This is a genomic window from Acinetobacter sp. YH12046 (assembly GCF_013419905.1).
Taxonomy (GTDB): domain Bacteria; phylum Pseudomonadota; class Gammaproteobacteria; order Pseudomonadales; family Moraxellaceae; genus Acinetobacter.
The window spans coordinates 23,655-44,659 of record NZ_VOZF01000026.1 but is presented as its reverse complement, the minus strand read 5'-3'; the positions used below and the strand labels follow the sequence as shown (position 1 = coordinate 44,659).

Genomic DNA, 21,005 nt, shown 5'->3' with positions numbered 1-21,005 from the left:
CTCATGAAATACGGTATTCTGATGTGACAAAACCTGAATCCTGGTCGTTAAAGTGTTTGTTTGCACTCATATTTTAACTGTTAGGACTCAGGTTTTTTTATTTAAAGCAAACTATGGGACAGCAGTGGCATTTGCTCCCCTTTTTTCTAGATTCAGTTTTTAAAAGCGCTGACCTTCAGCAACTTTCTGTTTGAGTAACTGTGGCGCTTTGAAACGTTCGCCATATTTACGTTCCAAGATTTCAGCACGATTCAAGGCTTTGGTTAAACCATACTGGTTCAAGAACTGCACAGCACCTCCCGTCCAGGCGGCAAAACCAATTCCAAAGATTGACCCGATATTCGCATCGACTACTGACTCCAGCACACCTTCTTCCAGACAGCGCACAGTATCGAGGGCTTGAACAAACAGGAAGCGGTCAATCATTTCCTGTTCAGAAATATCCACCTGTTTATGCCAATGCTCTAGGCCAGACCACAGCTGCTTTTTGCCTCCTTCAGGATAATCATAAAAACCTGCACCAGCAGCTTTGCCTTTACGGTTAAACTCATGAATCATGGTTTGAATCACGGCATCTGCATCGGTGCTTGGACGTTCTTTGCCTTGTGCAGCCAGAGCCTTACGGCTTTCTGCAGCCACATGCTCAGAAAGTGTTAGAGAGACTTCATCCTGAATAGCAAGTGGTCCGACTGGCATACCGGCTTTCAGCGCAGCCATTTCGATACGGGCTGGATGCACCCCTTCGGCAAGCAAACGTAATCCTTCCTGTACAAAGGTGCCAAAGACACGGCTGGTAAAGAAGCCACGACTGTCATTCACTACAATCGGTAATTTGCCAATCTGCTGCACATAGTCAAATGCCTTGGCCAGTGTTTCTGCTGAAGTATTTTTTCCCTTAATGATCTCGACCAGTTGCATTTTGTCGACTGGACTAAAAAAATGCAGACCGATAAAATTCGCCTGATTTTGAGAGGCTTGAGCCAAGTCACTGATGGGTAGAGTCGAGGTATTAGAGGCCATTACACCGTTGGCTGATAAATATTGCTCTGCTTCCTGAGTAACTTTGGCTTTGAGTTCCTGATTTTCAAATACTGCTTCAATGATCAGGTCACAGCCTTGCAAATCTGCTGCTTCTGTTGTGGTGTGAATCAGACTTAAAATCTGGTCACGTTTTTCAGCTGTTAAGCGGCCTTGAGCCACTTTTTTATCTAATAATTTCTGACTATAGGCTTTGCCTTTTTCAGCAGCTTCGACCGAAATATCTTTCAGCACCACCTGAATGCCTTTGCTGGCAGTGACATAGGCAATACCAGCACCCATCATGCCTGCACCCAAAACACCTACTTTAGTAGCTTTCCATGGCGCAAAGTCTTTAGGACGGCTGGCACCCGACTTGATGGCATTCATGCCATGCCAGAATGTACCGATCATGTTCTTGGAAATCTGGCCGGTAGCGAGATAGGTGAAATAACGCGACTCAATTCTTAGCGCAGTATCGACATCAACCTGAGCACCTTCAACCGCAGCGGAGAGAATAGATTCTGGTGCTGGATAACAACCCTTGGTTTTATCACGCAACATCGCAGGAGCAATGGCCAGCATCTGTGCAACGGCAGGCGAAGAAGGAGAGCCTCCCGGAATTTTGTAGCCTTTTACATCGAAAGGCTGTTGAGATTGCGGATGTTGTTTAATCCAGGCTATAGATTTATCTAGTAACTCATCCAGTGAGTCGGCTGTGTCATGCACCAGTCCCAAAGACTTGGCTTTCTCTACACCGAACTGTTTGCCTTCCATCAGCAAAGGTAAGGCATTTTGCAGGCCTAGCAGACGAACCATGCGGACAATACCGCCACCGCCTGGCAGCAAGCCTAAAGTGACTTCAGGTAAACCAAACTTGGTTTTGGCATCATTCAGCGCAATACGATGATGGGCACATAAAGCAATTTCCCAACCACCGCCTAAGGCTGTACCATTTAAAGCTGCCACTACTGGAATACCACGCGTTTCGATATAACGCAGTTTGGCTTTCATGTCTTCAATCATATTGAAGAATTCGGTGGCATGTTCAGGCGTCGCCTGAATTAACTCATCTAGATCACCGCCAGCAAAGAATGTTTTTTTTGCTGATCGGAAAATAATCCCGGCGATCTGTTCATCTGCTTGTAACTGGGCAACGACTTCTTCCAGAGCCGCGCGAAAGTCGGCATTCATGGTATTGGCGGACTGGTTCGGAGAATCAAAGGTCAGAATGACAATGTGATCTTCAATTTTTTGATATTGAATTGCGCTCATGCTTATCTCCTTATACCAACTCAATAATGGTTGCGATGCCCATACCACCACCCACACACAGGGTAGCCAGTCCACGTTTCTTACCTTGACGTTCCAGTTCATCCAGTAAAGTGCCTAGAATCATGGCGCCGGTCGCACCGAGTGGATGTCCCATGGCAATGGCACCACCATTGACATTGACTTTGGCAGGATCAACTTTCATTTCATTAATAAAGCGCATCACCACAGCAGCGAAAGCTTCATTGACTTCAAACAGATCAATATCATCAATAGTGAGTCCGGCTTTGGCTAAAGCCTTACGTGCAGCCGGGGCAGGGCCGGTCAGCATAATGGTTGGATCGGCACCAACTAGCGCTGTTGCCAGTACTTTGGCGCGTGGCTTGAGATTTTGCTGTTGCACTGCCTGTTCGGAGGCAAGTAATACGACTGCTGCACCATCTACGATGCCTGAAGAATTACCTGCATGGTGGACATGGTTTACAGAGCCTACTTCCGGATATTTCTGTAGGGCGATAGCATCAAAGCCTATCTGGCCCATCGTTGCAAAACTTGGCTTTAATGCACTTAAGCCTTCTGCAGTTGTTGTCGGTTTAATGAATTCATCTTTGTCTAGAATCACGACGCCAGCTTTATCTTTCACTGGAATAATAGATTTATCAAAATAACCATTCGCTTGGGCTGCTGCCGCTTTCTTTTGTGATTGCTCGGCGAATTGATCTACATCTGCACGACTATAACCATCAATGGTCGCGATCAGGTCAGCCCCTATGCCTTGTGGAATAAAATCGCAAGCCATATTGGTTTCAGGATCTAATGCCCACGGGCCGCCATCAGAACCCATCGGAACGCGAGACATGGATTCAACACCACCCGCAACGACCAGATCTTCCCAGCCTGAACGAACTTTTTGTGCTGCCAGATTTACAGCTTCCAGACCCGAAGCACAGAAACGGTTGATCTGAACGCCAGCCACATCATTGTCCCAGCCTGCGGCAATTGCAGCAGTTTTGGCAATGTCTGCACCCTGATCACCGATTGGAGTCACACAGCCCAGCACAATATCATCCACCTGAGATGTATCCAGGTTATGGCGTTCTTTCAGTTCATTTAAGAGCGTAGTCAGTAAACTAATTGGTTTAACTTCATGTAATGATCCGTCTTTTTTTCCCTTTCCGCGTGGCGTGCGAATGGCATCAATAATATAGGCCTCGCTCATACAATATCCTTTTCTTGCTTTACTGAAATTGTTCTAATGCTTCGAGTGTAATGATTAAATCTTGAAGTGCAATGACGAGAACGGACCAGATCATTTGAGCAATTTGGTCAGTCTTGATGGATTAAAAAGCGGGCATAAAAAAGCCCAAGTCTGGAGCTTGGGCTAGGGGCTTGTAGCGCTTAATAAACGATACTTTTCAAGTATACATTTTTAGAGCAAGGTTTTTAATGGTAACCGTGTAACTGACGGTATAGGCCTGGTGTTACCCCTGTCCATTTTTTGAAAGCACGGTGGAAAGTGCTGGTTTCACTAAAGCCCACCTGTTGTGCCACGTCTTCCAACGTTAAATCCGGATTCAATAACAGGTGAATCGCAGCATCGCGACGTAGCGCATCTTTCACGCCCTGATAGCTCTTGCCTTCGGCAGCAAGACGGCGACGCAGGGTTTGTGGGGATAGATAGAGCATCGATGCAACATCGTTTAAGGTCGGCATTTCTTCACCGATCTGGCTCTTCAATACATCCCGGATCCGCGAAGTCAGCGAGTTGGTATTTTTAAATTTAACGAGAAGTTGAGCAGGTGCTGCTTTCAGGAATTCTTCCAGAGTTTCTTCATTCTGGCGAATTGGCAAATCCAGATAATCCGCTGCAAAGGTAATTTCAGTACGCGGCATATCGAACTGCATCACAGGTGCAAAGAACAGCGCATCGTATTCATCTGCATGCGCAGGGCGAGGGTAGCTGAAATGTACACGTTCCAGCGGCAGACGACGTTCAATTAACCACGATGCCAGACCATGCCAGATCATCAACATACTTTCAGTAATAAAGTGTTCCGGATCCATCGAATTTGGGATCAGGGGAACCAGGCGCGCTTCATGCTTGTCACGTTCCAGGGTTACAGACCAGTCATCACCAAAGAGTTTGTAGAATTGAGAAGAAAGCTCGAGTGCATCGCCCAGTGTTTTGGCATGAATAATCAGCTGACACATAATCGCGAAAGTGCCAAGACGACGCGGCTGCTTGTCAAAACCGACATGTTCGTCCTGAGTCACCATCCAGAGCATCTTGATAAAACGGGTATATTGTTCAGGCGAAATACGCGCCTTGGGCTGATGCAGAAGCTCGGCTTCAATCCCAACGTGAGACAATAAAGTATCGACATCCATGCCCAGGCGCTTAACGCCGTATAAGGCTGCATTGACGAAATGGATACTGATCGTATCACGACTCATGTTTAATCCTTCAGTCTCTTTAATGTTCACTAATATTTGACCTAAATGACAAAAAATAAAAAATCAATGGCAATTTACAAGAATCCAATTACCATTTTCTTACATGTTAAATTGCCGAAACTATCAAGGTAAATGGCTGAACATGACATTGTTTTTGGGCATTTATGTTCTTATGATGAGGCAAAAAGCGATATAAATAGAGTAATAACTCCAATGTCATATGCATTAAAAGGTTTGAAAATATTAGATTTTTCTACATTATTACCTGGTCCATTTGCCACATTATATCTTGCAGACATGGGTGCAGAAGTTGTGCATATTGAATCACCCACACGTCCTGATCTGGTACGTTTAATGCCACCTTTTGCACATGGACAGGCCACAACGCATAATTATCTGAACAGAAACAAACATTCTGTCGCACTGGATTTAAAGAATCCCGAACATATTGAACAAATCAAATCCCGAATTGCAGATTATGACATTGTCGTAGAGCAATTTCGCCCAGGTGTGATGCAACGGCTTGGCCTGGATTATTCAACACTCAGTGCGCTCAATCCACGCTTAATTTATTGCTCGATTACTGGTTATGGTCAGACTGGCCCTTATAAAGATCGGGCAGGGCATGATATTAACTATTTGGCTTTATCTGGGATTGCCGGACATAGTGGCCGGATCGAAAGCGGACCACCGGCAATGGGAATCCAGATTGCCGATGTCGCGGGTGGCTCTATGCATGCGCTGGTTGCCATTCTGGCAGCGGTGATTGAGCGGCAGAGCAGTGGTCAAGGACAATATATTGATATTTCCATGACCGATTGCGCGGCGACATTAAATAATATGGCAGCTTCTGCCAGTCTGGCGGGTAATCAGCACCAGCAGATTGAATCCGGTTACTTAAATGGCGGTACCTTTTATGACTATTATCAGACTCAGGATAATCGCTATTTGTCAGTAGGCAGTTTGGAGCCTCAATTCATGCAAGGTCTGGCACAATTGCTGGATTTGCCGATTATTCTGGAAAAAGGTGCTTCTTTCGCACCTGAAGATCATGCTTTAGTAAAACAGGCGATTCGCGATAAAATAAGATCCCAACCTCTATCTCACTGGCAAGCCTTATTTTCTCAGGCGGATTTCTGTGTCGAACCTGTATTAAAGCTTGATGAAGCCCTGCATTCTGAACTGGCGCAGCAACGTGAATGGGTGGTACAGGTGCCTGTTAAAGCTGATCAGCGGGAGCAAACCGAAGCTCAACTGGCTTGCCCGATCAAGTTTTCAAGATCAACTATGCGATATCAATTTATTGGTCAGGCTTTAGGCGAAACCAAAGAGTGGTAATTGAGCGACTTTCTCATTTTGGTTTATGAAAAAAACTGCTAAAGATTTAAAAAATAAATCATTCACGTTAAAAATCAGAAGAAGCTGATCTAAAGCTTTATATCATTGAAAGTTTGCTAGGCTTATCAATAAAATCGCTATGAAATATGTATAAAAAGCATTTTATTGATAGATTCAATGTCGTTATCCTTGCCGACGATATAATAGAAACTACTAGCTGTACGCCATGTATTTATATACTGATTTCGATCAGCAACTGATTAATGAACGTGTTGCACAGTTCCGTGACCAGACGGAACGTTATTTAGCGGGCAAATTGACGGAAGATGAATACCGTCCGCTCCGCCTTCAAAATGGTCTTTATGTACAACGTTATGCGCCTATGTTGCGTATTGCGGTACCTTATGGCCTGATGAATTCTAAACAACTTCGTAAAGTGGCTGATCTGGCGAAAGAGTATGATCGTGGCTATGCACACGTTTCAACCCGTCAGAATATCCAGTTTAACTGGCCTGCACTAGAAAACGTGCCTGATATGCTGGCTGAACTGGCAACCGTGCAAATGCATGCGATCCAGACTTCAGGGAACTGTATCCGTAATACTACCACTGACCAGTATGCAGGTGTGGTGGCAGGTGAAATTGCAGATCCACGTCCGACCTGTGAATTGATCCGTCAATGGTCAACTTTCCACCCGGAATTTGCTTTCCTGCCACGTAAGTTCAAGATTGCGGTATCTGCGCTGGAAGAGATTGACCGTGCAGCAACTTCATTCCACGATATCGGTGTCTATATCGTAAAAAATGAAGCTGGAGAAATCGGTTATAAAATTAAAGTCGGTGGTGGCTTGGGCCGTACGCCAGTAATTGGTAGTTTTATTCGTGACTTCCTACCACGTGAAGACCTGATTGCTTATCTTGAAGCAGTACTACGTGTCTATAACCTGCACGGCCGTCGCGACAACAAATATAAGGCGCGTATCAAAATCTTGGTAAAAGCTCTGACGCCTGAAGTCTTTGCTGAGAAAGTTGAAGCCGAATTTGCACATACTGTTAAAACGTTGAAGATTGATGCTGAAACGCTGGCGAGAATGGATGAAAACTTTACTCCATTTGATTACCAAGATTATGCAGATGAAGACTTCACAGAGCTGTTTGCTCAGTATCCGAAGTTTAAGCAATGGTTCAACATCAATACCAATGCACATAAAGTGAAAGGTTATCGTATTGTCACGATTTCACTGAAACGTGCAGGCATTGCACCGGGTGATGTGACCACTGAGGAAATGAACCTGATTGCAGATCTTGCAGACAAGTACACCTTCGGTGAACTGCGTACGACTCATGAGCAAAATATTGCGCTGGTAGATGTACCACAAAAAGACCTGTTCGAATTGTGGCAGACGCTGGATCAGCATAACCTGGCACGTGCGCATATCGGTTTCTTGACTGACATTATCTGCTGCCCAGGTGGTGACTTCTGCTCACTAGCGAATGCGAAATCCATTCCAATTTCTGAAGCGATTTCACGCCGTTTTGATGATCTGGATACCATTTACAACTTGGGTAAACTGGACCTGAACATTTCAGGTTGTATGAATGCCTGTGGTCATCACCATGTAGGTAACATCGGAATACTGGGTGTAGATAAAAAAGGCGCTGAATTCTATCAGATCACTTTAGGTGGTAATGCGGATCATGATGCCTCTATTGGTGACATTCTTGGGCCATCATTTGCTGCAGAAGTGGTGCCGGATATCGTAGAAGAAATTCTGAATACTTATCTTGACTTGCGTCAGGATGGTGAAGAGTTTATCGATACTTATCGTCGTGTCGGCATTCAACCATTCAAGGAGCGCGCATATGCTTAATACCGCACTACAAGTGCTCTCTAAAGATGGCACAATTGCAGATAACACTTACCAGCTAATTGGTGAAGATGGTATATTGCCACAGGGTGATGTAGTTCTGACTGTAGAGCAGTTAGACCAGATTGCCAATATTTCTGGTAAAAAAGCATTGTACTTAACGGTTGATGCTTCACCTGAAACCAATGAATTTCCGCTTGAGCAACTTGATGCGATTTTTATTGAGTTTGCAGGTTTTAATGATGGCCGTGGTTATTCATTTGCTGCATTGCTTCGCCGTCAAGGTTTCCAGGGTGAGCTGCGTGCGACTGGTGATGTGTTCAAAGATGTCTTGAACTACATGAAGCGTTCTGGTTTCGATACCTTTGTCATTAAAGAAGGTAAAGATATTCAGGAAGCAGCTGCAGGTTTGGGTGATTTTACCAATCCTTACCAAGCTTCTACAGCAGTACCGACGCCGAATTATCAAACTGGGGCTTAATTCACCTTCAACTAAAAAAGCCTCCATCTGGAGGCTTTTTTGTATTTAAATCTTAGGGTGCACGTTCTTCAAGTAGGCAGTTAATCATCCATTGCACTCCGAATTGATCCGTAAAGGCACTATAAAGCGCACCCCAAAAGGTTTTTTCTAAAGGCATTTCGATTTGACCATTCACCGATAAAGCTTCATAGAGTCGTTTGGCTTCATCCTGTTCATTGGCACTTAAAATAATCGCAATATAGTGATTAGTACCCTTACTAAATGCTGGTGTATTTTCAGTACAGAGTTTGTCATTGATATCAGAGCCCATGAGCTCTGTGTATTCATTAATTGGAAGTGAGATATGCAAAATCAGATTTTTTTCTTCATCTGATAAATCAATTCCTTGCTGTCCAGGCGTATCTCCATAACGGGTTAGACTGGAAAATTCGCCACCAAATACCGAACGATAAAAGGTAAAGGCAGCTTCGGTTTCACCCTGGAAATTGAGATAGTGATTAAGTCGCATGCAGGATTCCTTTTCTTATTCTGAATCCCTTTAATTTACGCCCTGAATTGAATCTGATTGATAAAGAAGCTTTATGAAAATGTAATTAAAAGAATTTACTTTATGGATAGATAATAAAAAAATGAAATATTTATAAAATAAAAAGAGGGCTATAAAAGCCCTCTCTACGAATTGATTATAAAAGAATTAGATCAGTTCGATTGCGACCGCAGTTGCTTCACCACCGCCAATACATAGCGCAGCGATACCACGTTTACCGCCTGTACGTTTCAATGCATGAATCAAGGTCAGGATAATACGTGAACCTGTAGAACCAACCGGGTGACCGAGCGCACATGCACCACCATTGATGTTGACTTTTTCAGGATCAAGCTTGAACTCATCCATTGGGCACATGGTGACCATAGCAAACGCTTCATTGATTTCCCAAAGGTCAACTTCCTCAGCTTTCCAGCCAGTTTTATCCAGAACTTTCTGAATCGCACCCACTGGCGCAATCGTGAATTCAGATGGATGCTGGGAGTTTGAAGCATAAGCAATGATTTTAGCCAAAGGCGCTAAACCTTTAGTTGCTGCATTGTCGCTTGAAGTCAGCACAAGGGCAGAGGCACCGTCTGAAATAGAGCTGGCATTTGCTGCCGTAATGGTCCCGTCTTTTGCAAAAGCAGGACGTAAAGTTGGAATCTTGTCAATATTGGCATTGAAAGGTTGTTCGTCCTTATCAACGACCACATCACCTTTACGAGTGGAAACAGTGACTGGCACGATTTCATCAGCAAAGTAGCCTTCATTGACTGCAGTTTGAGCACGTTTCAGTGAACGGATTGCAAACTCATCCATCTGTTCACGTGTATAGCCTTTTGTATTCGCCATATCTTGAGCAAATGAGCCCATCAGGCGACCAGTTTCAGCATCTTCCAGACCATCGAGGAACATATGATCCTTGATTTCACCATGACCCATACGGAAACCGCCACGTGCTTTTGGCAATACATATGGCGCATTGGTCATGGATTCCATACCACCAGCAACTACATAAGTTGCAGAACCTGCCTTAATCATATCTGCCGCTTGCATAACTGCTTTCATGCCTGAACCACATAATTTATTGATGGTGACGGCACCTGTAGAATCAGGCAGACCCGCTTTACGCATCGCTTGACGGGCAGGACCTTGTTTTAAACCTGCCGGGAGTACACAACCCATAATGACTTCTTCAATATCGGTTGGCTGCAAGCCTGAACGCGCAATCGCTTCTTTGATGGTGGCAGCGCCTAGCTCAGGTGCAGTAACGCTAGCCAAGCTACCTTGAAAGCCGCCCATCGCTGTACGTGCGCCATTGACAATTACGATGTCAGTCATTGTTATATCTCCCTATAAGTTTTGATCATTTTTTCTCGAACCTAAGCAGTATATTGAAAAAAGTACAGGATTAAAGTCCTAATCTGGATAAATCATAGACTCTAGGGTTTTATTAACAGGAGGCCAGATGTTCGATTCGGATATGTCCCATTTTATTCAAGACAATACGTTGCTGAGATGCAAGGTGAGTAGAACAATAATAAAAGCTGCCATTCGATCCAATTGGTAAAGCCGTCTGGGCTTGATAAGTTACGTTCGGCATACTTAAAGCACCTCGCCAACTCAAGTTACCGTATTTAAGATTAAGTTGTTCAATGTGTAAAATTTGTTCGTCATTGTCGACTTGACGATTACGGTTTTTATCAATAAATACCAGCAAATTTTTATTCCATTGGTTTGCTTGGCAGGTTAATGAATCTTGACTGGGACAAATCACAATATTCTGGTGAAACACAGCTGCCTGGCTGCGTGCATAACGATTGGTTGCTGTAAGTTTCATCGGAATATTTTTGGCTTCCTGCTTGGATAAATAATCATGAAAATAAGGCAAGGCAATTGTGACCACAATTGCGATAAGGGCAATACAGATAATTAACTCAACAATAGTGAACGCTCTTGTTATCTTTTTATACATAGAGTTACCTGATTTATATATTATTTTTATTTGAAACATGCTATTAATTGTGCGTTTTTTATGCTTAATTGAGCGAGTAAGCAATGCCTTACTCAAAATTCAAAAAGGCGCTTAAAAATAAATTGGCAATGACAATAGGCGATTCACAACAAAAAATTGAGTAAAAAATTACTGAATTACAACGGAAATTGTAAGTAATTTTGTCAATAATTTACTTGATTAGATTAATCAAGCACTTGGAAAAATAATAAAGTGTTTGTATGATGCGCAGTGAATAGCTTAAAAATAACACTGGGGTAAAAAAAGCCTATCTCAGAATGGCCTATTAGAAGGCTTGAGCTTGAACAACAATTGTTATCTCTGGAGGATAAATCCATGAAAATGAGTCGTATTGCTTTAGCAATGCTTGTAGCTGCTCCTTTTGCTGCTGCAAACGCAGGCGTAACTGTTACTCCATTAATGTTAGGTTATACTTGGCAAGACACCCAACACAACAATGGCGGTGATGATGGCGAACTAACAACTTCTGGTGAAATGGAAGATGATCTATTTGTTGGTGCTGCAATTGGTGTTGAACTAACTCCATGGTTAGGTTTTGAAGCTGAATATAGCCAAGTTAAAGGCGATATGCGAGATCTACCAGGTGCTGAATACAAAGGCCAGAACATTGCAGGTAATTTCTATGCAACTTCTGACGTATTTACTGGCAACTATGACAGCAAAATCAAGCCATATGCATTGTTAGGTGCTGGTCACTACAAATATGAGTTTGACGGTGCTTCAGAAACTGCTTTAGGTCGTACTGGTCGTGGTTTTGAAGAAGAAGGTACACTAGGTAATGCTGGTATCGGTGCATTCTGGCACATCAACGATGCTTTAGCGCTACGTACTGAAGCTCGTGGTACTTATCACTTTGACGAAAAATTCTGGAACTATACAGCACTTGCTGGTCTTAACGTAGTTTTAGGTGGTCGTTTGAAACCAGCTGCTGACGTTGTAGAAGTTGCTCCAGTTGAGCCAGTAGCTCCAGTAGCTCCAGCACCACAAGAGTTGACTGAAGACCTGAACATGGAACTTCGCGTGTTCTTTGATACGAATAAATCAAACATCAAAGACCAATACAAACCAGAAATCGCGAAAGTTGCTGAGAAGCTAGTTGAATATCCAAACGCAACTGCTCGTATCGAAGGTCACACAGACAGCACTGGTCCACGTGCATTGAACGAACGTTTATCTCTAGCTCGTGCTAACTCTGTTAAATCTGCACTTGTTAACGAATACAACGTAGATGCATCTCGTTTGTCTACTCAAGGTTTCGCTTGGGATCAACCGATTGCTGACAACAACACTAAAGAAGGTCGTGCTATGAACCGTCGTGTATTCGCGACAATCACTGGTAGCCGTACTGTTCTAGCTGAACAACCAGCTGCTCAATAATTCGTTATTGAACAGTGATTAAAAAAAGCGACTCTTTGAGTCGCTTTTTTTATGGCTGTTTTTTGCATACACTTGGTGCTCGAAACTGATTTGGAGTTAAAGCATGAGTATAGAACTCCCTCAAGACTTACAAAGTCTGGAAGCTAATAGTGGTATATATGCAATCTGGATGATCTTTCATCATTATGGAATAGATCTGCATATTCCTGATCTGGTGCAATTGACACAGTATAATGATGAGATGGGAGCTTCAAGTATTGCACTCGCTGTTGCACTTAAAACACTAGGGCTTGATGTTGAATTTTTTACAGAAACTGATCCCGATAAACAGCCGCTTGAAATCCAGTTTTATCAAAAAGCACAAGAACTCAAAGTGTCTGTTCATGAATATCCACTTTCTTATACAGATATTCAAAAATCAGTAGATAAAGGCCGTTTTGTAATCGTGTTCTACGATACGCTGGAAGGGGTAGGGAACCATTCATTAATTTATGAAATCAATGAAAAAGAAATCAGTTTCTTTGATAGTTTTAATGCTATGTCTAAAGAAGTTTTCGAACAGCAGCGTCGAGTAGAAGGTATTTGTCAGCAAGTCATCGTGATTGATGACCGTAATTTTGTCATGCGTCATAGCTGATTTCAGAATATAAAAAAGCAGCTACTTGAGCTGCTTTTTTAATAAAGGTGAGAACTTAGTCTTTTTCAATATTCATCGGTCGAACATCCATCTCCTGATAGGAAACCAGTTTGGTTTTATATTTCCACTTATAACCCAGCCAGATCACCAGGAATAATAAAATACCGATATAAGTAGAAAGGACAGCCAACCACTCACCATCTAGGATAGCTTGATAATTTTGACCTAGAACAACAATTGAACAAAGGACGAAGGCAAACCAAGGCGCGAACGGGAAGAATTTAGCTCTATAGGCCAGACCTTCAAGTTGATAGCCTTGAGCCAGATAACCTTTACGGAAGCGGTAATGTGAGATCGCAATCCCGAGCCAGACAATGAAGCCACACATACCTGACATATTCAGCAACCAGTTAAAGACTTCCTGCTCGCCAAAGAATGTGGTCAAGAAGCATAGTGCCGCAATCGCCGTGGTCGCATACAGGGCATTCATCGGTACACCGCGTGAATCCAGATGGGCAAACAGCTTAGGCGCACTGCCTTTACGTGCCATATCGAACAGCATACGGGTCGAAGAATACATGCCTGAGTTACCTGCAGACAGAATCGCAGTCAGAATTACCGCATTCATCATACTGGCTGCAAAAGCAAAACCTGCTTTCTCATACAATAAAGTGAATGGAGAAAGGGCAATATCTTCAGTTGCAGCTGCCTGTAAGAGACGCGGATCATTATAAGCAACCAATGTACCGATAATGAAAATACATACGATATAGAACAGCAGGATTCGCCAGAAGATTTGCTTGATCGCGACTGGAATGGTTTTTTGCGGATCTTTAGATTCACCAGCGGCTACACCAACCATCTCGGTTCCCTGGAATGAGAATCCGGCAATCATGGCAACACCAATCAAGGCCTGGAAACCGCCTACAAAAGGCGCTTCACCTACGCTCCAGTTTGCAAATGCCGAAACACCCGGTGTGAGCATGATCTTGGCAATCATCCAGATCCCGATGATGATAAAGGCAATAATCGCCAGTACTTTCACCAATGAGAAGAAGAATTCTGACTCACCAAAACCTTTTACTGTGAGAGCATTAATTCCAAAGATCACAGCGAGGAAGATCGCACTCCAGTAAAAGCCGGGAATATCAGGGAACCAGAATTTCATAATGAACTGTACGGCAACCAGTTCAAAGGCAACGGTAATCGCCCAGTTGTACCAGTAGTTCCAGCCTAAAGCGAAACCAAAACCACCTTCGACATATTTGGTGCCGTAGGTAAAGAATGCGCCCGAGGTCGGATTATGAGTCGCAAGTTCTCCAAGGCTGGTCATCAAGAAATAAATCATTACGCCAATCAGGGCATAGGCGAGAAGTGCGCCACCCGGGCCTGCGCTGGCAATAGTCGCACCTGAGGCCAGGAATAAACCTGTACCGATAGACCCGCCAATCGCGATCATATTGAGATGACGAGCACCAAGCTTACGCTGCAGCTGCACGCTGTTCTGAGTTTCGCTCATCATGATTCCTTAGCATTTTTTTGAGTGCTGGCGAAGAGCACTTTAAAACCTTGTTGATCAGTTTTGACTGTACATTGGCCAAAACTTTGTTCAATTAAAATTGGATAATTTAAGAAACGGTTTGCCACAATCCATAATTCCCCGCCAGACTTGAGATGACGACGCGAAGTCTTGCATAAAGTTTCGCTGGCCGCATAATTGGTCTGGATTCCCTGATGGAAAGGAGGATTGCTGACAATGGCATGTAAAAAGAGCGGTGCATCTTCAATACCTGACACAGCTTTAATTTCCAGCTGCTGAGGACTGAGCTGATTTTTCTCAAATGTCATTTGAGTAGAAGCCAAGGCAAAGGCATCCACGTCCAGAGCAAAAATACGGTTCTCAGGATTCAGTTTGGCTAAATAAGCACTGATCACGCCTGCACCACAGCCAAAGTCGGCAATCTTGCCTGAGGTCACCTGAGATAAATAGGGTAAGAACACCGCTGTTCCTACATCCAGATGATCCTGACTGAATACACCTGGAAGTGCACAAATCTGCAAATCACCTTTTGGTGTGGCCACTGTATAGGTCTGTGCCCAATCTGCCAACGCTTTTGCTTCGACCGTGCAGTCTAGAGTCAATTGCCACAATTGGCAATGTCGTGCGCTGTCGAGCTTGATGAGTTTACCATAAGCCTGTAGCTGCTTTGCCGCACGCTCTACGCCACCTTTCTTTTCACCGACCAGAAAGACACTGCTGCCTTGTTTTAATCGGGCTGCAATATTGTGAATCAGATAATTCAATAATTCTTTTGATTTAGGTACGAAAATAACTGCCTGATCAAATTCCTGATCAGGAAATTCTGCGCCGAAATGAATCTGGGCCTGCTGTGACTGGAAATATTGAAAATCATTATAATTCCATGTCCAAACAAAGGGCTGGATAGATTCACCACATTCAGCAAGAAGCTCATCGGTCGGGGCATTTACCAGCAATACGCGACCAGACAAATAATCATATTGTCTTAATAAAACTTCGCTTTTAGGATCCATAGATCTTTCTCCAATAGAAAAAACACTGTCCGAGTCCAACTCAGACAGTGTTCTTTGGACATGAAATTACTTCTTTACTTCAGGAAGTACAATATTCAATATGAGGGCTGCAATACCGCCTGTCGCAACACCGGAACTAAAGATGTTACGGAATAATTCAGGAAGATGTTCCAGAATCTGAGGTACCTGTGCAACGCCTAAGCCAAGTGCAAGCGAGATTGCAATGATCAGCAGGGCACGACGGTCTAAGTGAATACCAGACAGGATATTAATCCCAGATGCAGCGACTGCACCAAACATCACCATCACTGCGCCACCAAGCACAGCTTGAGGAACGGCTTGGATCACACCTGCAACAGCAGGCAGTAGACCTAGAATCACAAGGAGTGCTGCGATCCATATCCCAACATAACGGCTAGCTACACCAGTCAATTGAATCACACCATTATTTTGTGCGAAAACTGAACTTGGGAAGGTATTAAATAAGCCTGCAAGCAGAGAGTTAGCACCATTCACTAACACACCACCTTTAATGCGATTCATCCAGGTTTGACCATCCACTGGCTGATTCGATAATTTTGATGTTGCGGTAATATCACCAATGGCTTCTAGTGAAGTCACCAGGTAAATGAATGCCATTGGAATGAATAAGCTCCATGAGAAGCTTAAACCAAAATGCATTGGGGTAGGAATCTGAACCAGAGGTGCATCTTTTAAGCCATCAAAGTTTAAATGACCCATAAAGCCTGCAAGGATGTAACCCACGACTAAGGCAATCAGGATGGCAGAACTTTTTACCCATGTAATACGTACACGGTTGAGTAAAATAATTAAAGCCAAAACCGTACATGACATGATGAGGTTATCTGCATTGGCAAAGGTTTTATCGCCCATCGCCTGATAACCACCACCCATTGAAATTAAACCTTCTTTGATTAAGGTTAAGCCAATAAGTAGTACCACAATACCTGTAACCAGTGGTGTAATCAGTTTTTTCACCCACGGTAAGATTCGTGATACACCCATTTCAATGAATGAACCCACGATTACCACACCAAAGATAGATGCCATCACTGCTTCTACAGGTGTACCTGCCGCAACCATTGCAGAACCAATACCGATAATAGGACCAATAAAGTTAAAGCTGGTTCCTTGTACAATCAGTAGACCTGCACCAAATGGGCCGACTTTTTTACATTGTAAAAAGGTTGCGATACCAGAGATCACCAATGACATCGAAAGAATCATATTGGTGTCTTCTTTTGACACACCAAGTGCTAAACAGATCAGCAGACCCGGCGTCACAATTGGGACAATAATGGCCAATAAATGTTGAAACGCAGCGAGAAAAGCAATAAAAGGTTTTGGTCGATCATTCAATCCATAGACTAAATCGAGTTGATCTTTTGCTTCGGGAGATTGGTTTAAATCAGACATGCGGCACTGAAAATTAAGGCTAGGTGGCGCTATTCTAATCTGTTTACACAGCTTTACAAAACCAAAAGCGTGCCAGTCGTCAAAAAAAATGCGATTGTCAATAAACTGTCACTACTAAAATCTATATTTTTTCTGTATAATTTGCCCTCAAACTTTAGGCGTATCGAATTCACATGTCAGATATTAAAACTCTCCGTAACATTGCCATCATCGCGCACGTCGACCATGGTAAAACTACTCTTGTAGACAAACTTTTACAGCAATCAGGTGCTCTTGGCGATCGCGCAGGTGAGATCGAACGTGTAATGGATTCTGGCGCTATTGAAAGTGAACGTGGTATTACCATTCTTGCAAAAAACACTGCAATCAAATGGTTAGACAAGCGTACTAACACTGAATACCGTATCAATATCGTGGATACCCCGGGACACGCCGACTTCGGTGGTGAAGTAGAACGTGTAATGTCAATGGTTGACTGCGTACTTCTTCTTGTTGACTCTCAAGAAGGCCCAATGCCACAAACTCGTTTTGTAACGCAAAAAGCGTTCGCACGTGGTTTGAAACCAATCGTAATTATTAACAAAGTCGACAAGCCAAACGCTCGTCCAGACTGGGTAATTGACCAAGTATTCGATTTGTTCGACAACCTTGGTGGTTCTGACGAACAGTTAGACTTCCCAGTTGTATATGCTTCAGGTCTTCGTGGTGTGGCTGGTCCATCTCCAGAAGAACTTGCTGAAGACATGACTCCATTGTTCGAAACAATTGTAGACATCGTTGAACCACCAGCGGTTGACGTTGATGGTCCATTCCAAATGCAAGTGTCTTCACTTGACTATAACAGCTTCGTAGGTGTTATCGGTGTTGGTCGTATTCAACGTGGTTCAGTGAAATTAAACACTCCTGTAACTGTAATCGACAAAGACGGTAAAACACGTAACGGTCGTATCTTAAAAATCATGGGTTACCATGGTTTAGAGCGTATCGATGTTGAATCAGCTTCTGCTGGTGACATTGTTTGTGTAACGGGTATTGATGAACTTCATATCTCTGACACAATCTGTGATCCAAAAGCAGTTGAAGCTTTACCTGCACTTTCTGTAGACGAACCTACAGTATCGATGACTTTCCAAGTAAACAACTCACCGTTTGCTGGTAAAGAAGGTAAATTCGTAACTTCACGTAATATCCGTGAACGTCTAGATCGTGAATTGATTCACAACGTAGCATTACGTGTTGAAGATACTGACAGTCCTGACCGTTTCAAAGTATCTGGTCGTGGTGAGCTTCACCTTTCAGTTCTTATTGAAAACATGCGTCGTGAAGGCTTCGAAATGGGTGTATCACGTCCACAAGTAATCATCAAAGAAATTGATGGTGAAAAACAAGAGCCATACGAAAACGTAACGTTTGACGTTGAAGAGCAGCACCAAGGCGCTGTAATGGAACAAATGGGTCACCGTAAAGGTGAAATGACCAATATGGAAGTTGACGGTAAAGGCCGTATCCGTATTGAAGCAACAGTTCCTTCACGTGGTTTGATTGGTTTCCGTTCTGAATTCTTAACTATGACTTCAGGTACAGGTATCATGACTTCAAGCTTCTCGCACTACGGTCCAATGAAACAAGGTACTGTTGCGAAACGTCAAAACGGTGTGTTGATTTCTATGGTTCAAGGTACTTGCTTGGGCTATGCACTATTCAGCTTACAAGACCGTGGCCGTCTATTCGCTAAACCTCAGTTAGAAGTTTATGAAGGTATGATCGTTGGTATTAACTCACGTTCAGACGACATGACTGTTAACCCAACTAAAGCGAAACAGCTAACTAACGTACGTGCTTCTGGTACTGATGATGCGTTGACTCTTGTTCCGCACATTGAATTTACGCTTGAACAAGCGCTTGAATTCATTGAAGACGACGAATTAGTTGAAGTAACACCTAAGTCAATCCGTATCCGTAAACGCTGGTTGACTGAAAACGAACGTAAACGTAACCGTAACGGTTAATTTTACAGTTTCAAAAAAACCGCTGACTTAGGTTAGCGGTTTTTTTATTGGGTAGAAATTACATACACTTAATAAATTAGTTTTAAATAGAAATCCCTAACTAATGTATAATCCATCACAAAATTGTATAAAAATACTGGTGACTTTATGAGCATTATTCAAGAATTTAAAGAATTTGCGGTAAAAGGCAATGTCATGGATCTCGCAGTGGGTGTGATCATTGGCGGTGCTTTTGGTAAAATTATCGATTCTATGGTGAAAGATATCATCATGCCTGTCGTGAGCTGGATCTTGGGTGGTGATGTTGATTACTCTAACTGGTTTGTCGTGTTAGGCGATAATCCAAATAATGTGACCAATCTGGCTGAAGCACAGGCAGCCGGTCTGAATGTCTTTGCTTATGGTAATTTCTTGACCATTCTCATTAACTTCCTGTTATTGGCATGGGTTGTATTCTGGTTGGTGAAACTGATGAACAAACTGCGCCGTGATAAAGCAGAAGAAGCAGCGCCTGAACCTGAAGCGACTCCGGAAGATATTGCATTGTTACGTGAAATTCGTGATGAGCTAAAAAAACGTCCGGAAGCTTAAGCTTTTGGAGTAAATAAAAAAACGGCGTATAAGCGCCGTTTTTTTATTTTCTGACCTCTCCCTAACCCTCTCCTGAGAGGAGAGGGAACCCTAAAGGAATTAAAAATCCATCCGAAACTTAATTTCGACCAAATGAAAACCGAACTGACTTTTGATTGGGCCATGTAGAACATGTTCTGCAGCGGTAAAAACCAGTTTATCAATCACTGGAACGAGTTGGCCTTTTTTTACTTCACCGAGCTCACCACCGCGTTTAGCAGAGTTGCAAGTCGAGTACTGTTTGGCAATCTTAGAAAAATCTGCACCTGCTAGAATTTTCTTTTTGAGTTGTTCGGCAGTATCTTTATCCTTAACCAGAATATGACGGACAATTGCAGTCTTCATGATTTCTTACCTCGTACGGCAGCCATGCGCTTAGGTGAAAGTTTTACCTTTTTCAGCGGCTGGCATTCAGGACAATAGACGGATGCGCGCTGGCCGAGTTTGATATTTTCCAGTGTGGTTTCGCAGTTCACGCACATTTCTCCTGCACGGCCATAAGCCAGCAGCGTCTGTTGGAAATAACCATTTTCTCCCATGGCATTGGTATAGTCGCGTAAGGTAGAACCACCTAAGTCAATCGCCTGTTTTAAAATACGCTTGATCTCAACCACCAGTTTTTCAATCTGTTCGAAACTCAAACTTGAGGCTGGCTGGGCTGGATGAATACCCATATTGAACAGGCTTTCAGTTGCATAGATATTGCCTACGCCGACCACGAAATGGTTATCCATAATTGCAACTTTGGTGCCAACGTTTTTATTTTTTAGTTTTTCAAATAGATATTCGGCATTAAAAGCATCGCTTAATGGCTCCGGCCCAAGCGTATCAATCAGTTTGCTTTGTGATTGAGCGTCTAACCAGAGAATACAGCCGAAACGGCGCGGGTCATGGTAACGCAGCTGAATCTCTTCAAACTGAATAATCAGATGATCATGCTTGCGCAATTCTTCATTGGCTTCACACAAGCGAAAGCTGCCTGACATACCCAGATGCCAGAGCATCGTATCCTGTTCAAATTGCGCCAGAATATATTTAGAACGACGCGTAAGCTGAATCAGGCGCTGTCCTTGCAGACGGGCGAGATCATCAGGAATCGGCCAACGTAAACTAGGCTGACGCACTTCAACTTTTAACACTTGCTGATTAAGAAGGGGAAGGAGGCTGGTTTTGGTGGTTTCAACTTCAGGTAATTCAGGCATAACACTTGGTAGCTATTATCATGTGGCTAATATTGGGTGTTTTAAGTCTGAATGCAAGTCCTGTTTGAATAGAAATTATGGGCAGGATATTCAAAAATATTTGAACAATTGGTTAAAAAATAAACTTTAATATTGAGCAGGTTTTAGATCCAAATAATAAAAATAGG

The 21,005-nt window shown here is 43.2% G+C and carries 18 protein-coding genes; 7 read left to right on the top strand and 11 right to left on the bottom strand.

Features of this window, described 5'->3' with window-relative positions:
• Positions 1-159: 159 nt before the first annotated feature.
• The 3 genes from FTU03_RS12835 to FTU03_RS12825 form a co-directional block, all read right to left on the bottom strand.
• A complete protein-coding gene (locus FTU03_RS12835) occupies positions 160-2,292 on the bottom strand; it encodes a 3-hydroxyacyl-CoA dehydrogenase NAD-binding domain-containing protein (RefSeq protein ID WP_179993200.1) in 2,133 nt (710 codons plus the stop codon).
• A gap of 10 nt (positions 2,293-2,302) precedes the next feature.
• Positions 2,303-3,508 carry an acetyl-CoA C-acetyltransferase gene (locus tag FTU03_RS12830; RefSeq protein WP_159123672.1) on the bottom strand — a complete coding sequence of 402 codons (1,206 nt, stop codon included), beginning with the start codon at positions 3,506-3,508 and terminating at the stop codon, positions 2,303-2,305.
• A 224-nt stretch (positions 3,509-3,732) separates the two neighbouring features.
• A complete protein-coding gene (locus tag FTU03_RS12825) occupies positions 3,733-4,743 on the bottom strand; it encodes an AraC family transcriptional regulator (protein ID WP_004785199.1) in 1,011 nt (336 codons plus the stop codon).
• A gap of 213 nt (positions 4,744-4,956) precedes the next feature.
• Between FTU03_RS12825 and FTU03_RS12820 the strand changes: the two genes are divergently transcribed.
• The 3 genes from FTU03_RS12820 to FTU03_RS12810 all read left to right on the top strand — a co-directional run bounded on the left by FTU03_RS12820 (position 4,957) and on the right by FTU03_RS12810 (position 8,429).
• Entirely contained in the window at positions 4,957-6,081 is a 1,125-nt protein-coding gene (locus tag FTU03_RS12820; protein ID WP_179993199.1) for a CaiB/BaiF CoA-transferase family protein, read from the top strand.
• 226 nt (positions 6,082-6,307) lie between these two features.
• On the top strand, positions 6,308-7,951 hold the full coding sequence (locus tag FTU03_RS12815; protein WP_159123674.1) for a nitrite/sulfite reductase: 1,644 nt from the start codon (positions 6,308-6,310) through the stop codon (positions 7,949-7,951).
• Positions 7,944-8,429: a DUF934 domain-containing protein gene (locus FTU03_RS12810; RefSeq protein ID WP_179993198.1), complete on the top strand. Its 486-nt coding sequence runs from the start codon at positions 7,944-7,946 to the stop codon at positions 8,427-8,429. The genes FTU03_RS12815 and FTU03_RS12810 overlap by 8 nt, the downstream gene beginning before the upstream one ends.
• Positions 8,430-8,481: 52 nt before the next feature.
• Here the strand turns inward: FTU03_RS12810 and FTU03_RS12805 are convergent, their stop codons facing one another.
• The 3 genes from FTU03_RS12805 to FTU03_RS12795 all read right to left on the bottom strand — a co-directional run bounded on the left by FTU03_RS12805 (position 8,482) and on the right by FTU03_RS12795 (position 10,933).
• On the bottom strand, positions 8,482-8,937 hold the full coding sequence (locus tag FTU03_RS12805) for a VOC family protein (RefSeq protein WP_179993197.1): 456 nt from the start codon (positions 8,935-8,937) through the stop codon (positions 8,482-8,484).
• Between the two features lie 186 nt (positions 8,938-9,123).
• Positions 9,124-10,299, bottom strand: a complete 1,176-nt coding sequence (locus FTU03_RS12800; RefSeq protein ID WP_179993196.1) for an acetyl-CoA C-acyltransferase — start codon at positions 10,297-10,299, stop codon at positions 9,124-9,126.
• 112 nt (positions 10,300-10,411) lie between these two features.
• Positions 10,412-10,933 (bottom strand): GspH/FimT family pseudopilin, encoded by a 522-nt coding sequence (locus FTU03_RS12795; RefSeq protein WP_179993195.1) that lies wholly within the window; start codon positions 10,931-10,933, stop codon positions 10,412-10,414.
• Positions 10,934-11,308: 375 nt separating this feature from the next.
• Here FTU03_RS12795 and omp38 point away from each other — a divergent pair, with 375 nt between their 5' ends.
• Both omp38 and FTU03_RS12785 read left to right on the top strand, forming a co-directional pair.
• Positions 11,309-12,370 carry an outer membrane protein Omp38 gene (gene omp38, locus FTU03_RS12790; protein ID WP_179993194.1) on the top strand — a complete coding sequence of 354 codons (1,062 nt, stop codon included), beginning with the start codon at positions 11,309-11,311 and terminating at the stop codon, positions 12,368-12,370.
• 103 nt (positions 12,371-12,473) lie between these two features.
• Complete coding sequence (locus FTU03_RS12785) at positions 12,474-13,007, top strand: peptidase C39 (protein WP_179993193.1); 534 nt, start codon at positions 12,474-12,476, stop codon at positions 13,005-13,007.
• 55 nt (positions 13,008-13,062) lie between these two features.
• Here the strand turns inward: FTU03_RS12785 and FTU03_RS12780 are convergent, their stop codons facing one another.
• The 3 genes from FTU03_RS12780 to FTU03_RS12770 form a co-directional block, all read right to left on the bottom strand.
• Positions 13,063-14,526 (bottom strand): amino acid permease, encoded by a 1,464-nt coding sequence (locus FTU03_RS12780; protein WP_179993192.1) that lies wholly within the window; start codon positions 14,524-14,526, stop codon positions 13,063-13,065.
• Positions 14,526-15,560: a methyltransferase gene (locus FTU03_RS12775; RefSeq protein ID WP_159123682.1), complete on the bottom strand. Its 1,035-nt coding sequence runs from the start codon at positions 15,558-15,560 to the stop codon at positions 14,526-14,528. Before FTU03_RS12775 ends, FTU03_RS12780 begins: the two co-directional genes overlap by 1 nt.
• Before the next feature lie 66 nt (positions 15,561-15,626).
• Positions 15,627-16,997 (bottom strand): uracil-xanthine permease family protein, encoded by a 1,371-nt coding sequence (locus FTU03_RS12770; protein ID WP_179993191.1) that lies wholly within the window; start codon positions 16,995-16,997, stop codon positions 15,627-15,629.
• Between the two features lie 173 nt (positions 16,998-17,170).
• On the opposite strand from FTU03_RS12770, the gene typA reads away from it, so the two are divergent.
• Together typA and mscL are read left to right on the top strand one after the other, a co-directional pair.
• Positions 17,171-19,006 (top strand): translational GTPase TypA, encoded by a 1,836-nt coding sequence (gene typA, locus FTU03_RS12765; protein WP_111884800.1) that lies wholly within the window; start codon positions 17,171-17,173, stop codon positions 19,004-19,006.
• A 147-nt stretch (positions 19,007-19,153) separates the two neighbouring features.
• The gene (mscL, locus tag FTU03_RS12760) at positions 19,154-19,597 is read left to right on the top strand and encodes a large conductance mechanosensitive channel protein MscL (protein WP_159123684.1); all 444 of its coding nucleotides are present in this window, start codon (positions 19,154-19,156) and stop codon (positions 19,595-19,597) included.
• 99 nt (positions 19,598-19,696) lie between these two features.
• Here the strand turns inward: mscL and FTU03_RS12755 are convergent, their stop codons facing one another.
• Together FTU03_RS12755 and mutM are read right to left on the bottom strand one after the other, a co-directional pair.
• Entirely contained in the window at positions 19,697-19,981 is a 285-nt protein-coding gene (locus tag FTU03_RS12755) for a peptidylprolyl isomerase (protein WP_004785172.1), read from the bottom strand.
• Positions 19,978-20,838: a bifunctional DNA-formamidopyrimidine glycosylase/DNA-(apurinic or apyrimidinic site) lyase gene (mutM, locus tag FTU03_RS12750; RefSeq protein WP_179993190.1), complete on the bottom strand. Its 861-nt coding sequence runs from the start codon at positions 20,836-20,838 to the stop codon at positions 19,978-19,980. The genes FTU03_RS12755 and mutM overlap by 4 nt, the downstream gene beginning before the upstream one ends.
• Positions 20,839-21,005 lie beyond the last annotated feature (167 nt).